The following is a 16,586-nucleotide window of genomic DNA, read 5'->3' as shown; positions in this document are numbered from 1 at the left end:
CATAAAAAGTATCACTAGCCATAGTTTTAAGCTATAGTCGAACTTGTTCTTCAGCAATTGTTTCTTTTAAATACTCAATATAAATATTCGCTAAAGGACTATTTTTTACATTTTTATGTGTAATATACCCAACGGTAATCCGTTCATCTACATGTAAAGGAACCGAAACGATATCTTTACTATTAAGTTCATGACTAATCACACCCGTAGAAATTGTATATCCATTTAGTCCAATTAATAAATTAAAGAGTGTAGCCCGATCACTAACAGTAATATTTTTCGGTCTAGAAATGGTACTTAAAATTTCCTCAGAAAAGTAAAAAGAATTATAGTCTCCTTGTTCGAAGGAAAGATATGGATAGGGTATTAAATCTAATAATGTCACAAAATCTTGCTTTGCGAGTGGATTTCTTGAGCTAATAAATACATGTGGCTTTGCTTCAAACAGCTCGTGAAAAATGAGATTACCTTCTCTAAGAAATTTTTGAATCACTTTTTTATTGAAATCATTTACATATAAAATGCCAATTTCACTACGTAGATTTTTCACATCTTCAATAATTTCATAGGTCTTTGTTTCTCTTAACGTGAATTCATACTCATCCCGATTGTATTCTTTTAGCAGGCGTACAAATGCACTTACCGCAAACGCATAGTGCTGAGCTGATACAGAGAAGTGTTGTTGTAATGATTGAGTATTAGAATATCGATTTTCTAGAAGAGCAGCTTGTTCAACTACTTGTCGAGCATAACCTAAAAACTCTGCTCCTTCAGTTGTCATAATAATTCCTTTATTGGTTCTCAAAAAAATCATAATTCCAATTTCATTTTCTAGCTCTTTTAGTGCATTCGAAAGACTTGGCTGGCTAATAAATAAATTTTGTGCAGCTTTACTGATGGAACGACTTCTTGCAACCTCAATTACATATTTTAACTGTTGTAGTGTCATTATTTACCTCTTTCTATTATCTAATTTGTAGTTTTAAAAAGAATGTGTGTGTCTCCATTTCTCAGTCCCGGAAGAAATGATTAATCAGTTATGTATTGGTAGGTCTCCTGGCTTTGCTTCAACAATCTCAGCTCGCTTTATCCGTAAAATTGTAGTAAAAACAGACGGTATAGAAGTGCATATCGCACTTTTATACCGTCTGCTTTTTATATCACTAACAATACTTTATGCATATCTAATATACTTGAAAACACATCACAATTATACACTTAACAGTATATTGCTGTTAAATGTACTTTTTGACGAAACTCGCCTCACGGGATACTAATGAAATATATATAGATAATATTAAAACTATGCATTATTTTCTGATTCCCATTAGTCTGTAATTAAACTATAAGCAGAAATTTCCTTAATTCTTCGAGATACGACATTGAGGCAATTTAGTCTAAAATAAGGATGCCTGCACTTGATAGTAATATCGAAAGCATAGGGTTAGTACTTAATAGGAGGAGTTATATTTCCTCTATTTTAAACATAAAAAAACGAGACAGCGTACAAACAGTACGTATCTCGATTTTGGTATTTGTTTATGGAGTTTTCTTCTTCGTTTTCCCTGCTTTATTTACCAACCTCTTACAGTGGGAAGAACCGTTTACACAAAATTGCAGGAAGACAATTACTTTGTAGAGATAATAAAATTGTTTCTTGTTCGAAAAAAAAACATTTATCAGCATCTATATTTTTTATTCCTGATTAAACCACAATGGATCTTTGTCATCAACGTCTCCATTATAATTGATTAGAATTTCATCTCCCGCTTTTATATCTGAGTAAGCATAGAAGTCAAATGTATGATTCTCAAAATTAATATCATACGTCGCATTTGGTTCATAAGAATGATTAAACAACATTCCATAACCAAGAAGGATTGCAGTGTGATTTATCCCATACTCAAAAGCGTAATCAGCTAGTAGAGTTTGTTCAATGTGTTGATGTTGGTCGTTTGGATAAGAAATGACGGGTGCCTCATGTAAAAGTTCTCCTTTTTTGATATCACATGTAGCAAATACCCCTCTGTTGAATTCTCCATCACTTACTGGAGATGTTTTTACCTCAATCATGTTTGTTCGCCTACTCACTTTTAAAATATTCTTTCTTACTGTAACATTAAACTCTATTTATTTGTTTATAAACGACTTTATAAATTACATACCTTTATTTTTCACCTGAATATTTAACATGTTTTACATAAATCACTACTCTATGGATACTTATAATCATAAGTTTCAGTACATATCAACACTTTAGAGTTTTCTTTGGATCCTTAAACTTTCTCCTTAACAAAAAAGAAAAAATATAAACTTTTTCTCGTTTTTCGTCCCTTAGGATTAATGAATGTCTCGCTTTTTAAAATTACCACCTTGAACTTCTGCTACATCATAAACCGTAATAAAGGCATTTGCGTCAATTTCATTAATAATTTCTTTCATTTTACTTTCTTCCAAACGGTTGATTACACAAGTGATTTCCTTTAAATGTTCATTTGAATAACCGCCGTAAACATCATTATATGTTGCTCCACGACCTAATCTAGCGCGAATTGTTTCAACCATTATCTCTGGTTGATTTGTAATAATTTTAAAGGTTTTTGAGCCACTTAAACCTTCTTCAACAATGTGAATTACTTTAGACGCAATAAAGTAAGCGATTGCTGAAAGAATAGCCCCTTGTAGACCGAATACTGTTGAAACAACAATAAAGACAAACATATTTAAGAATAATATTAAATCACTTGTCCCAAAAGGCAATTTTTTAGAAAGTAATACAGCTAACATATCAATCCCATCTATTGCACCACCATTACGCAATGCTAACCCCATACCAAAACCAATGATAATACCTCCAACAACAGTAACTAACAATGTATCATCATGAATAATCGTTGGTACCTTATGCATAACGGCAGTACCGACTGCCAATGATGCAATGCCGATAACCGAATAAATAGCAAAACTTTTACCAATTTGCTTATATCCTAACCAAACAAAAGGGATGTTAATGACTGCAATTAGAAGTCCTAATGGTAATCCAAATAGTTGTGAGCCAACGATACTTAAACCTGTCACTCCACCATCTGAAACGTTGTTTGGGATTAATACTGTTTCTAATCCATATGCTGCAATAAGAGCCCCAATAATAATCAATAATACTTTTGAAAGTATCTTCGGTTTATTTGGTTTTTGTTTTGTAGTTTTATTCATTTAACTTCTCCGTTCCAAACTAATTTCTTATTTCGTTACATATGTATTTTTAGTCCACACCACTCATTGCAAATGATTTTTATACTTCATAGTTTCTACTATATTTGTTCTCATCGCTATAAAAGTATAGCTTAACCACCTAAAGAACGTAAATAAAAAATTAATCCATTTTTTGTATGATATATCATTCCCTGTGCACGTGTCATAATTATCATAGGCAAACCTCCGAAATACTTAGATATTTTTTCATCATATATGGTTTATTTGGTTTATTGGCGTTTACTATGAAAACTTCATTAAATTAGATACTATATATTTGAACTCAAATAGTATTGGAGGAATCAGGATGGAACTTATTGTTTATTTAGCGGGCCAGATTCATGATGATTGGAGAGATGAAGTTGCACAAAAAGCAAAGTCTAAAAATCTTCCGCTTCATTTTGTAGCCCCGCAAACAAACCATGATCGTTCAGACAATATCGGCGAGGAGATTTTAGGAAAACAGCCATCTAACCTCTATAAAGATGATGCCGCGTCAGATATTAATAATTTCAGAACACAAGTCTTAATGCAGAAAGCGGATATCGTCATCGCCTTATTCGGTGAAAAATATAAACAATGGAATACAGCAATGGACGCCAGCATGGCCATTGCCATGAACAAGCCTACGATTATCATTAGACCTGAATCATTAATTCACCCGTTAAAAGAGCTTTCAAACAAAGCAAATGTAACCGTAGAAACCGTTGATCAAGCGATAGATGTTATTAGTTATATTTTTGATTGAAATAAAATAAATAAAACAGTGAGTTTGATTCTTACTCACTGTTTTATTTATTTTAAAAAACAATCATCCACTCTATTATTTCTAATCTAAAATATAGATCTCCTTGGACAGAGGGAATGGTGCTTAACTATTTAATATATGTCACATCACTTTAATATAAATGTTTAAAGAAAATCGAGTAAAAGAATGTAGTTTGAGACAGGTGGATAGGTATATTCGGCGGATTCTTCTGCACTTTGAATTATTGGATATAGTCCCGAATACGGAAATGTTTATTTTCACGAAATCCGGACATAAATCGAATTTTTTTTAGGTTACAATTTTAACTACAGCTGTGCACCTCCTCAACATGTGCGGAGTGCATGTGGCAACACAGGATGTTGGTGGGTTTTTATATATTTGGTCCGTTCTGTATATGTAGGATCAAAGTAGTACCAATCCCTTTTCTATTTCAAATTACAACATTTCTTAATGAGGTTCGACTGTTAATTGATCTCTATGAATTTATGAGCTCTTTCATCTAGTGCTTCAGCTGATGAAGAAATTTCCATGAAATTTTGTAAGGCTACATTAATTTGGTGATGTGTTTCTTCTGAATTTTGAAATACACGTGTAATATTCTCGGACACTTGTTCAATTTCTTGAACAATACTTTACTACACAACACATTAATCTTCCATTTTTGAACATTCAACTACTCATTAAGTCACATTTAACCTCTGGATAAATAGTGTTATTTTTGTGAAAATAGTGAATTTTACAATTGTATAATATTTATTTAACATTCCTTTAACAATTTAATATTAAGGTAATTAAGGGAATTATATTTTAGAAAACTATGGGAGGTTTAATGTTATGAACAAAAAAACGGTAATTATTCCACTATTAGGTGCAGCATTGCTATTTCCATCCGCGGTGAATGTATTTGCTGAACCGCATAAACAAATAGAAAGCGTAAAATCTGTTGAATTTATTGGTATGCCTGCACCTACTACTAGTGAGGAAAAATCATCAATGTACAGTGACGCCAAAGTAAAGGTGACATTAAGAGACGGTACTAAAAAAACAGTTGAGTTGGATTATACTTCGTTAGCAGAGCCTGGTGATGTCATTAATGGCAAAATTGTCGGAGCTGCATACGACATCAACGGCAATATCATAACTAAAGCAAATGGCGAGCCTATTGTCTCAACTGCACCAGATGCAAACTCACTCCTTAGTGTAAATGGAAAAAGCGGCAAGTTATATATGATCAATCATTTTGAAAGTATGCCAAATAATGAAATTGGTACAGTGCCAAGAGCGTTATATTTAAATACTGTCAAACAAGATAAGAAAACGGGCGTACTCGAAATTACTGATATTGAACCGATTGATTTTTCAGAATACGGAGGTGTTTGGACTCCATGTGCCGGCATCTTATCTCCTTGGAACACTCATTTAGGCAGTGAGGAGTATGAACCAAATGCTCGTGCCCATGAAGAAAATCCTGAAAAATCTTCTGTTACACAATTTGCACAGAATTATTATCAAGACCCAGAGGCAATTGGAAATCCTTACTTATATGGCTATACAACAGAAGTATCCATTCATCCAAATGGTGAAGCAAAAGCGGTCAAACACCATAGCATGGGTCGGTTATCTTTTGAAAATGTAACAGTAGCACCTGATAACCGTACTGTTTATTATGGAGATGACGGTGGCTATGTGATGTCCTTTATGTACATTGCTGACAAAGAAAAGGATTTATCTGCTGGGACATTATATGCCGCAAAATTTGAGCAAACTAGTGCCGAAAACGGCGGTGCTGGAAATTTGAAATGGATTAAATTGGGACATGCAACGGACCAAGAAATGAAAGAATTAGCTGAAACCCTCACATTCAGTGATATTTTTGAAACGGCAAATGATTCTGAGTATGCAGCAGCAAATGGCTTCAGCCATATTAAAACGGCAACTGGCGAAGAATTTTTGAAAGTAAAACCAGGCATGGAAAAAGCAGCTGCTTTCTTAGAATCTCGCCGATACGGGGCAATGCTTGGAGCAACGTCAGAGTTTAATAAGATGGAAACAGTCACATTCAACAAAGCCGATAACAAAGTCTACATGGCTATGTCCACGATTGCGAAAGCCATGGAAGAAAATCCAAATGATCCTGTAGATGATATTCGATTACCAAAAATCAATGCAGGTGGGATTTATGAAATGAGTCTAACTGAAAGACAAACAGATCGTGAAGGTAACCCTATTGACAGTGATTATGTGGCAACTAAAATGGAAGCTATTTTAGTCGGTGAAGACATTCCAAAAGATGAAGAAGGCAACAAAGCTCATCTTGATAAAATCGCCAATCCAGACAACATTGTATACTCTGAAAACTTAAGAACTTTATTTATTGCTGAGGACACTGGTAATCATGTAAATAATATTGGCTGGGCATATAATGTTGATACAAAGGAACTTTCTCGTGTCGTTTCTGCACCTGATGGCGGTGAAGTAACTGGAATACAAGCCATTGATAATTTAAATGGGTACTCTTACTTAATGGTTGGTTCTCAAAATCCAGGGAATATCGGTTATATCCAGTTACCTCCTGTTGATAAAAAATAATCTAGATAAGTAAGACCGTTAGAATTCTATCTAACGGTCTTTTATAATACGAATTATTACCCTTTCACACTAAGCAAGTGCTAAAGTTAGTATCCTCTTTCAAAACAAAATAAACGTTTTCTATAACATATCAATAATTAGAATAAAGTTTGTATAAGATACAGAATAATTTTGAATTTTTCTATTTAGTTCGTCACAATTAATGAAAACGCAGTGTCGGCAAATAAATTTTCTATTCAAAAACGAGCTGAGGCCTTGTTCTTGATTAAAGAGTAATCCATTTTTACGATCATCACGGCTTTTTTGAATTTGACGGACTAATTCTTTATCCTCAGAGAAATCTTCCTCGTGCATATGTTCAATCATACGTATTAATTTATCTCGATTAATCCCCTTTTCCAAAGTTATCAAGCAATGCACGCACTTCATCTGTTGATTTAGTGTTCATCAATTGATTTCTTAATTCACCAGCTCCACGGAATCCTTTGACATAAATTTTGAAAAAGCGATGAAGCCCTGTGATTGAACGTGGTAGTACTTCCGCATATTGATCTTGAAGATCAAGCTGCAGTCTTAAAAGGTCAAGGTACTCTTTACTGCTATGTTCTTTTGGCTCTTTTTCAAAAGCAAAAGGATTTTTAAAAATACCTCGCCCGATCATAACACCATCAATACCATATGTTTTTGCAAGCTGCAGCCCAGTTTGACGGTCAGGAATGTCTCCATTGATTGTTAGTAGCGTATTTGGTGCGATACGGTCACGTAATTTTTTGATTTCCGGAATTAGCTCCCAATGCGCATCTACTTGGCTCATTTCCTTTCTTGTACGTAAATGAATAGAAAGGTTCGCAATATCCTGTTTTAAAATATTCGTTAGCCACTCCTCCCACTCATTTACATCGTTATAGCCAAGTCGTGTTTTCACGCTGACAGGCAGTCCGCCCGCTTTTGCTGCTTGAATAAGTTCTGCCGCAACGTCTGGACGCAGAATAAGGCCACTACCTTTCCCTCTCGTTGCTACATTCGGTACAGGGCAGCCCATATTAATATCGATGCCTTTAAATCCTAGCTCTGCCATGCCAATACTCATTTGACGGAAATATTCGGGATTATCCCCCCAAATATGTGCCACCATTGGCTGTTCATCTTCTGTAAAAATCAAACGGCCACGCACACTTTTCATGCCCTCTGGATGACAATAGCTATCCGAGTTTGTAAACTCTGTGAAAAATACATCCGGTCGACCAGCTTCACTTACTACGTGACGAAAAACAACATCTGTCACATCTTCCATGGGTGCAAGTACAAAAAATGGTCGTGGTAAATCACGCCAAAAATTTTCTGTCATATTCAAATTCAAATCCTCTCATTATGGGATACCAGGTCAAACTCTTGTCCCAAAATTAATAGTAAAATGTTCCTAAATCTATTTATTATTAGCTTATAATAAATATCTAAACCAACCCGCCCCTAACAGTGTGCGGAATGTATGTGGCAATTCAAGAGATGTCGGTGGGTTCAAGTAATTAAGTCATTATTATAGTATAACCTTTTTTATTTTATCTTCACACAGTTTCCTCTTCAACATGATTTTCATTTCAGAAGAAGCTCACCCACCTATGCTTCATGTTTCACTCAATCCTTAATGTGGCGTCTTACTCCCCGTTATAGCGGGATATATTTTCTCCCTACAATATTAGCTGGATTTATTCTGGAGAACTAGAAGTAAAAGCAGACGGCAATTAGAGGTGCTTTATCGCACTTCTAAACCGTCTGCTTTTTATTTTTCATTGAATATTAAATTAGATGTTCCTAAGACGAACCTCGATAAGCCACTTCAATACATATTGTATCATTTTGATAATGCGATTTTTATATGGGCTAAGTGATGCTCTTCGTGCCAAGCTAATTTTGCAACTTTTGTTGCCACTGTTATTTTGCCGTTTATTTGGTGAGTAAATGCTCGTTCTAATTGCTCTTCAGTTAAACTTTGTCCTAAAGATACGATACGCTCATTTATACCTTCTAACATTTTAATAGAACTTTCTACAGGAAGCTCTGTATCCGGTTGAATAGCCCACTTTTCTTCATTAAAAGCTGGTACTATTGGATTGTCATCTGTTAAAGCAAGCTTCAAACGTTGATACATGTTCAACTGAGAGTCTGCAATGTGATGAACAAGTTGACGAACTGTCCAGGCACCTTCACGATAAGTTTTGCTTAATTCCTCATCACTTAATGAGTCGACAGTTTCTCTTAGTCGAATCGTATAAGTTTCGGTTTCTTTTAACCATTCTTGAATATTTTCCAATTTCACTGTTTCAGGAACTTGTAATTGTCCAATTGGGTATCTTACATCCATTTTCAAACCCCTTTTCCCTATACTTTTATTTTTCGATATTAACACTTAATATACCAACCGGCTCAGTTGTTGTAAACCTTCAACATAAAGACTACAATTGTTGAAAAGCCTATAAACATTGGCATTCGAATACATTAGGAATAATCCATGCAACCTTAATATATTTTGTGTTTTTCAAAAAATATCCCCTTTTATTGTAAAGTAATTTTCTATATTCCTTGGGTTTTGTTAAAAATGTGTAAGTCCCCTGTCATTCTTATTATCTTTGGGCTAACGTCTAAATACGCATTAATGCGCCATTAGGCTTTGGTAACTCTTGATCTGTTATCTGGTTCATTTTACAAAAATGTTCAAAAAATTGTTGTGCCAACTCTCGTTCTTTTGGGTCACTTTTCAACGAAACTATAGCAAGCAAAATTTGAGCCATCCATAAATTATCAAAATAACGGTATTTCCCTGTATTCCAGGTCATTTTTTGTGGGAATTTTTCATTTACATAATATTCCCAGAAAAGTACCTGATGTGATTCCTGTTCTGTAAGTTGGAGTCTGTATTTTGAATGAGCAGGAATATATCCATCTTCACAAATCTTACCGATAAAATCTTCATTCACCATATAGACACCTAAGATACGTCTGTCTTTTTCAGGTATGCTGGAATCCATTGCCGTTAACAGGACAGCGCTATTTTGGTGCAAGCGGATGGGTTTGTTTGGCTGCCCTTTGTTATTACCACTTTTTATTACGCCTGAAAAAACCTTCCACTCTGAAAAGGAAGTTTTCTGTTCTTCTGCGTCACACCAAAAAACCATTTGTGATTCGGGATGAAGTTTATGATTTTTCATAAGTTTTTCATGTTCCAAGCGAAGTTCCTGGTTTTTTCGTTGTAGTTTTTCTTCCTCTTCCCTCTTCCATTCTTCCTCTTTTTGTTCCATTTCCTTTTGTTGTATAATTTTTTCAAGTGAATTAGCTACACTTTTATCATGCAGTTTTAGGTGCTTTCCAAATACATCGGGGAAAACAAACTTTTTATTTTCCGATGCGAAATTTATTTCAATACTAGAATCATTATGATTAACTATACTACCCATGCCAAAACGCTTGTGTGTAACTTTCTTATTGATTAAATTCATTATTCTAGTCCTCCTTGTTGAATAATAACTCGGTTACTATTAAATTTTCCTTCGGTTTTAAAAAGGATATTAAAAAAACGTATCCATAATTCAATCTGCCAAAAAAACAGCGGAATTCGGAATACGATTGAAAAAAAACAATTGTAAGATTATTATAACATTTTCTTGTGGATATTACAATTTTCTTATTGACAATGCATTTTGTTGTGAGGTAAAATGAAGTTTTATTCTCCGTACTTACTATGAAATAAAGGCCTCCAAAAAGTCTCCTCGTGTGTGTTCTGGCTCAACGAAACCCTAAAATAGAGAAAATAACAAAAGAGTTAAATGAATTATTATCAGATACCGCTAGCACTAGCGAGAATATTAATGGTTCATAAAATTACGTATTCAATCAAGTAAAAATAAAAGAACCCATTACAAAAATCACACCAACAGTTTTGCTCGCTTCATTCATAAAATAACAGTAAAAGCAGACGTCAAATAGAAGTGCATTATCCACTTCCAAACCGTCTTTTTTTTAATGTTTCAACAAATATTAAATTATATATTCCAAAGACACACCCTAATAAAGCCGCTGCTACAACTTTACTATTTAGTAAATTCGCAAGCTAATTCAGTTTTTTTGTTATGCCCGGAAACTAAAAAAGCATCAAGATTTCTGCCATAATCGGCTAAAATCTTGATACTTTTTCATCTGTGTTGTTAAAAAACGGAAGCTGTCTCAATTTTCATTTGAGACAGCTCCTTTTTATAAATAGGATATGCGATTTGCATTCTCCATTGGCATTAACAAGTAACTTTGGTAGTTCCCATATTTACAAACAAATGCCTGTTATGCTTTTGGAGGTGTTCCTTCAGCGTTTGATACAATTGCATCGATTTGGATTAAAGCATCGTTAGGTAAAGCTGTTACGCCAACTGTTCTTCGTGCAGGAACACCGCCTGGGAAGAATGTTTTGTAAGCTTCATCTACAGCATCAATATCCTCGATATTTTTAAGGAAGATATTTACTTTAACAATATCGTCCATAACGTGGTCGATACTTTCTACAATTGCCTTAATATTATTCAAGCACTGTTCAGCCTGCTCTTTTACACCACCAGCTACCAATTCACCAGTTTTTGGATCCAAAGGTAATTGAGCTGAAAGGTTATTGTAATGAGAGAACGCTACAGTTTGTGTAGATAGAGAACTCTTTGGTGCATTTTCAGTGTTGTTTGCCCATATAACAATTCCGTGTCTGTCTTCAATAGCTTGTGGAGGTGTACCATCTCCGTGTGACACCACTGCTTCAATTTGTACCAAAGCATCCATAGGTAAAGCTGAAGCTGCAACTACTGTTCGTGCAGGGACATAGGCTACGGCTCTAGCAATAGCTGAATCTGGGAAAAATGTTGAATAAACTTCATTTACAGCTTCAGTATCCGAGAGGTTTTTAAGGAAGATATTAATTTTAACAATATCGTCAAAAGGAACATCGATACTTTCTAAAATTGCCTTGATATTTTTTAAACACTGTCCAGCCTGCTCTTTTACTCCGCCAGTTACCAATCTACCAGTTTTTGGATCGATAGGCAATTGAGCTGAAAGGTTATTGTAATGAGAGAAAGACACGGTTTGTGTAGATAGTGGACTTGTTGGTGCATTTGCCGTGTTATTTGTAAGTTTGATGAGGTCGCCTGCTTGCGGTGCGTTTGGAATTGTACCTTCGCCGTGTGAAACAAGTGCTTCAATTTGTACCATAGCATCCATAGGCAAAGCTGCAACTGCAACTGTTGTCCGTGAAGGAACATAGGTTGGGAAGAATGTTTTATAAACTTCGTCTACAGCGTCAACATCTTTGATATCCTTAACGAATACCGTGATTCTAACAATATCGCTCATAACATGATCGATGCTGTTTACAATTGCCTCGATATTTTTAAAGCACTGTTCTGCTTGCTCTTTTATACCTCCAGCTACCAATTTACCAGTTTTTGGTTCGATAGGTAATTGTGCTGAAAGATTATTGTAATGAGAGAATGCTACAGTTTGTGAATATAGACCGTTACCGTTTGGTGCATTTTCCGTATTTTTTGCTGATACTGCGTTATAGTTGCTCATGATACGATTTCCCTTCTGGATAAATATTTACTAACCTAAGTATGCACCGAAAAACACGGTCTTAACCGCTCAGAATGCATTATAAAATTATAGCAGGGTTTGTTCATTTCGTCTAACGTTTTGTAACAAATGAACAAAAGAATTCCCACAAGTGCATTGAACTTGTGAGAAGCTTCTTTTTTTATATGGTAATGTATTATTACATCATGCCGCCCGAAAGGTGAAAGTGTGTAATATCTTTATGTGTTACAAAAGTGCGATATATCAAGGTTTTTGAGAATCTCAAGTGTAACATCTTTAACGGAATTTCACCGTTTTTCATTTGATTGCGTTAGCAAAATGTTAGCAAATGGGGGCAAGAGGTCTGTTACAGTTGCAATATCACATTCAACTTATTTAATAAAGGATTTCCAAGAAAATAAATGAATTAGTGTTCCCACATTCTACATGTGTGGAGTGTATGTGGCAACACAAGGTGTTGGTGGGTTTAATTAAATAGTTGGGTTCCTATTTCAGTGGAATCTAGCTATTTTTCTAATACATATTCAACTTTAGCTTATTCAACTTAAGTTCTCTTTAGCTTAAGTAAAAAATTTCACAAATATATTAAACAATAAAAACACTGGGACATAACTAGCTTCAAATATAAAAGCCTGTGAAATTTTACGACAAAATTTCACAGGCTTTTTCATTTCAGAGGATTGTTTTATCCCAACCTCTACCTTTATAAAGAAAACTTACATTTATTCAAATACGGCTACTAAGCGGCCTTTTACTTCATGATTTTTCAGTTTTTCTATACCTTTGTCGATCTCTTCAAATGGAATTGTGATCAGATTTGGACTCATTTTTCCAGTAGCGAAACAATCATATACACCTTTTAAGTCTTCTACTGACCCACCATTACTTCCTAAAAGCTTAATTTCTTTTGTAATCATTAAATAAGTATTGATATTCGATTCTAATTTACCCATACCGACAATTACAACTGTTCCTTGTGGTCTTACAGCTTCCAGTGCATCAGAAGTTGTTTGTCCAAAACCAGCAAAGTCAACAATGACATCGCATTCCGCTTCTTTCATATCTAGAACAGTGTCGTAAACCTTTTTAGCCCCTAGATCTTCGGCAAGTTTTCGAGCACCTGGAGAAACATCTGTAGCGTACACTTCGCAACCTTTAATTAATGCCATTTGTAGAGCAAATTGACCAAGTCCACCAATACCGATAATTCCTAATTTTGTACCTTCTTTGGCTTGTCCAATACTAAAAAGAGCACGATAAGCTGTGATTCCTGCATCTGTTGAAGCTGCTCCTTCTACAAAAGAAACGCTTTCAGGAATGATTACACATTGATGAGCAGGAACACGTACTTTCTCTGCATAACCGCCGTCATAGGTGTACCCAGCAGTTATTTTCGTTTCTCGATCCATTGGGTTAGCCCCAACGCGGTCTCCAACTTTAATATCTTCAACACCTTCACCCACTTCAATAACTACCCCAGCAAACTCATGCCCCATAATAACAGGACCATTCGGGAAAAGTGGCATCCAACCTGGATCTTGTAATGCTGCAACGTCCGAATGGCATAGACCAGCAGCTTTCACATCTATAACAACATGACCTGGAATAGCTTTTGGATCTTCTTTTTCGATCAATTCTAGTGGTTTATTTGTACCTGAAAATAGCCAGCCTTTCATACTATCGCCTCCAAATTGTTCAAATCTCATTTTTTGTAACTCCCCAAATAATTCTAGCTACATTTATAGTTTACTAGGTTTCTCTTTCTGTAAACCATCCTTAATATTTGCTATAATGTTGAGGAAACCAACACTTTCATCAAATCTGTCTAATAGGAGAGGAATATTATGAAATCCAATTCTTCCCAAGCTTTGCGTACAAAAAATTTCTTAAAAAAGGCATTTATTGAAATGGTACATAAAAAGGGATTTAGTGCTGTTACGGTGAAGGACGTTGTTGATTATGCTCAATATAATCGAACAACCTTTTATGTGTATTATCAAAACATATACGAACTGGTAGAAGAGTTAATGGATGAAATGTTTGAAGCCATACAGTATTACAGCATGTCTAAATACCAAAGCGATAGCCGGGTAAAAGTAAAGGAGTTGACAACAAACTCCTTCGATTTGTTGTATTACGTTTACGATCACCGTGATTACTTCACGTTATTACTTTTAGAAGATACATTGCCACACATGCACCAGCAATTGCCTGAAGCGATTTTTAATTTATTAAAATCTAAATTTGATATTCAATACGGAGCATCTTTTGTTGATGATCACTCCCAAAAACGATATATGGCTTATGGTACGGCGGGGTTAATAACGGACTGGATTGCGAAGGATTTTGATGTGACACCAAGTGAAATGACAGAACGTCTCATACGTATTTTAAATACCTTTGCAAATGGGTTTGTCATAAAAGAAATCGACACTTAACAAATTTTAGAAATATGTATTTTCACATGTTGCTTGAAGAGATCACTATTAAATTACGAAGTTTTTCTTCTATACAATTTTCCTTTTCATACCAGTATCGATGAGGTTACGTGGCGGTTACTTTAACAAACATAGTCAAACAATTTGCTCTTCACACTTTGTTAAAGAATTTGGGTTTTTAAAAAAGATGTCTATTGTTATTCAGAAAACCTATATAAAAGCACTAAAAACCTTGTTAAATAAAGAAAATGGCTTTTGCCAATTCACACGTCATTTCTTATGTCATCTTTTGAAATTAGTTGTGAAATACACTCACCTTAACAAGCAAAAAAGAACGAATTCCACCAAAATCGGAACTCGTTCTTTTAATTATAATTATGATAACTCCAACCACGCGACCGCTTCACAATGTGTCGTCTGCGGGAACATGTCCACCGGCTGAATTTCTTTTGTTTTATAGCCCCCATCTTCTAGAATACGAAGATCACGAGCAAGTGTCGCAGGGTTACACGATACATAAACTACACGTTTTGGACGTTGCTCGATGATCGTCGTAAGTAAAGCTTCGTCGCATCCTTTTCTAGGTGGATCGACTACTAATACGTCTGCTTTTTTTCCTTCTTTGTACCATTTTGGAATAACTTCCTCCGCTGGACCAGCTTCGAAATACGTGTTATCGAAACCATTAAGCTCTGCATTTCGTTTCGCATCTTCAATTGCTTGTGGGACGATCTCTACGCCTAGTACTTGTTTCGCTTGTTGTGCTAGGAATAAAGATATTGTTCCTATTCCACAATATGCATCAATTACCGTTTCATCTCCTGAAAGCTGTGCATAATCTAGCGCTTGCTTGTAAAGTACTTCTGTTTGTACTGGATTTACTTGATAAAAAGATCGGGCAGATATTTCAAAACGTACATCGCCAATTCGATCCTCGATCACTGCCTTGCCCCAAAGGACATTTGTTTCATCTCCGAAAATAACATTGGTATTACGTATGTTCACATTTTGCACGATGGATGTGACATTTGGCTCAACTTCTCGAATCAATTCAATGATTGCTTCTTTTTTCGACAGTTTAGGGTGCTTCGTCACTAGTACGACCATCACTTCTCCAGTTGCACGACCCTTTCTTACAACAAGATGACGTAGCTGCCCTTTTTTCGTTTCCTCATTATAAGGGATTAAATCTAACTCCAATGCATTTTCTTTCACTGCACGCATTAATCGATCTGCCTCATCTGATTGGATTAGGCAAGTATTCGTATCCGCAATACGATGAGATTTGGATTGATAGAATCCTGCGAGTACTTGTCCATCTTCCAAAGCAAATGGTATTTGAGATTTATTACGGTATTCCCATGGTTTCTCCATTCCTTTTACTGAAAGAACAGGAGCATCTATTTTCCCGATACGCTTCATCACATTTCGGACCATATTTTCTTTCCACGCAAGCTGTCCTTCATAGGATAAGTGCTGTAATTGACAGCCTCCGCATTCTCCAAATACTGGGCACGGTGCATCTACACGAAATGGAGATGGTTCCACAATTTTCATTAGTTTAGCGAAGCCATAGTTTTTCAATGTTTTTAAAACATGTACTTCCGCTGTTTCATTTGGCAATCCGCCCTCGATAAATAGCGGGTAGCCATCAACTTTTGCTACTCCTGCTCCGTCATGCGTCAAATCTTCTATATGAACCGTAATGCGATCATTTTTAGTTACTGGTGTATTCACTTTATTTCTCCGTTCCTATTTGATTGTTCCATTATATCAAAAATAAGCGCCAGTATGGAATCAAGGATGTCCTACTGAAAAGTAAAATATGAGTTTCCAACTTAAGCACGCCAAAATTCCAACTAAACTATCCATTTTTCCAACTAACCATTATCGCACTAAAAAAGAACCCCCTAAAT

Annotated in this window: 12 protein-coding genes; 3 read left to right on the top strand and 9 right to left on the bottom strand. The window is 35.3% G+C overall.

What is annotated here, in order from left to right; genetic code table 11:
• Positions 1 to 31: 31 nt before the first annotated feature.
• The 3 genes from BMZ04_RS18920 to BMZ04_RS18910 all read right to left on the bottom strand — a co-directional run bounded on the left by BMZ04_RS18920 (position 32) and on the right by BMZ04_RS18910 (position 3,213).
• Positions 32 to 949 (bottom strand): LysR family transcriptional regulator, encoded by a 918-nt coding sequence (locus BMZ04_RS18920; RefSeq protein ID WP_093275749.1) that lies wholly within the window; start codon positions 947 to 949, stop codon positions 32 to 34.
• 746 nt (positions 950 to 1,695) lie between these two features.
• The gene (locus tag BMZ04_RS18915) at positions 1,696 to 2,073 is read right to left on the bottom strand and encodes an SET domain-containing protein (protein ID WP_093275746.1); all 378 of its coding nucleotides are present in this window, start codon (positions 2,071 to 2,073) and stop codon (positions 1,696 to 1,698) included.
• A gap of 267 nt (positions 2,074 to 2,340) precedes the next feature.
• Complete coding sequence (locus BMZ04_RS18910) at positions 2,341 to 3,213, bottom strand: YitT family protein (RefSeq protein ID WP_093275743.1); 873 nt, start codon at positions 3,211 to 3,213, stop codon at positions 2,341 to 2,343.
• A 346-nt stretch (positions 3,214 to 3,559) separates the two neighbouring features.
• On the opposite strand from BMZ04_RS18910, the gene BMZ04_RS18905 reads away from it, so the two are divergent.
• Together BMZ04_RS18905 and BMZ04_RS18900 are read left to right on the top strand one after the other, a co-directional pair.
• On the top strand, positions 3,560 to 4,000 hold the full coding sequence (locus tag BMZ04_RS18905; protein WP_093275738.1) for a YtoQ family protein: 441 nt from the start codon (positions 3,560 to 3,562) through the stop codon (positions 3,998 to 4,000).
• A gap of 855 nt (positions 4,001 to 4,855) precedes the next feature.
• Positions 4,856 to 6,610, top strand: a complete 1,755-nt coding sequence (locus BMZ04_RS18900) for a PhoX family protein (protein ID WP_093275735.1) — start codon at positions 4,856 to 4,858, stop codon at positions 6,608 to 6,610.
• 385 nt (positions 6,611 to 6,995) lie between these two features.
• On the opposite strand, the gene BMZ04_RS18890 is transcribed toward BMZ04_RS18900, so the two are convergent.
• From BMZ04_RS18890 to BMZ04_RS18870, 5 genes are all read right to left on the bottom strand, one after another.
• A complete protein-coding gene (locus BMZ04_RS18890) occupies positions 6,996 to 7,958 on the bottom strand; it encodes a tRNA dihydrouridine synthase (protein ID WP_093276280.1) in 963 nt (320 codons plus the stop codon).
• Positions 7,959 to 8,462: 504 nt separating this feature from the next.
• Positions 8,463 to 8,972 (bottom strand): YfiT family bacillithiol transferase, encoded by a 510-nt coding sequence (locus BMZ04_RS18885; protein ID WP_093275732.1) that lies wholly within the window; start codon positions 8,970 to 8,972, stop codon positions 8,463 to 8,465.
• Between the two features lie 277 nt (positions 8,973 to 9,249).
• On the bottom strand, positions 9,250 to 10,104 hold the full coding sequence (locus BMZ04_RS18880) for a malate synthase (protein WP_093275728.1): 855 nt from the start codon (positions 10,102 to 10,104) through the stop codon (positions 9,250 to 9,252).
• 835 nt (positions 10,105 to 10,939) lie between these two features.
• Entirely contained in the window at positions 10,940 to 12,211 is a 1,272-nt protein-coding gene (locus BMZ04_RS18875) for a RidA family protein (RefSeq protein ID WP_093275725.1), read from the bottom strand.
• Between the two features lie 743 nt (positions 12,212 to 12,954).
• The gene (locus tag BMZ04_RS18870) at positions 12,955 to 13,938 is read right to left on the bottom strand and encodes a zinc-binding dehydrogenase (RefSeq protein WP_255368012.1); all 984 of its coding nucleotides are present in this window, start codon (positions 13,936 to 13,938) and stop codon (positions 12,955 to 12,957) included.
• Between the two features lie 138 nt (positions 13,939 to 14,076).
• Here BMZ04_RS18870 and BMZ04_RS18865 point away from each other — a divergent pair, with 138 nt between their 5' ends.
• Positions 14,077 to 14,670: a TetR/AcrR family transcriptional regulator gene (locus tag BMZ04_RS18865; protein WP_093275721.1), complete on the top strand. Its 594-nt coding sequence runs from the start codon at positions 14,077 to 14,079 to the stop codon at positions 14,668 to 14,670.
• Between the two features lie 375 nt (positions 14,671 to 15,045).
• On the opposite strand, the gene rlmD is transcribed toward BMZ04_RS18865, so the two are convergent.
• Positions 15,046 to 16,407 (bottom strand): 23S rRNA (uracil(1939)-C(5))-methyltransferase RlmD, encoded by a 1,362-nt coding sequence (gene rlmD, locus BMZ04_RS18860; RefSeq protein ID WP_093275717.1) that lies wholly within the window; start codon positions 16,405 to 16,407, stop codon positions 15,046 to 15,048.
• Between the last annotated feature and the right edge of the window lie 179 nt (positions 16,408 to 16,586).

The sequence above is a fragment of the Psychrobacillus sp. OK032 genome (assembly GCF_900111345.1).
Classification (GTDB): domain Bacteria; phylum Bacillota; class Bacilli; order Bacillales_A; family Planococcaceae; genus Psychrobacillus.
This window is presented reverse-complemented; position numbering and strand designations above follow the sequence as displayed.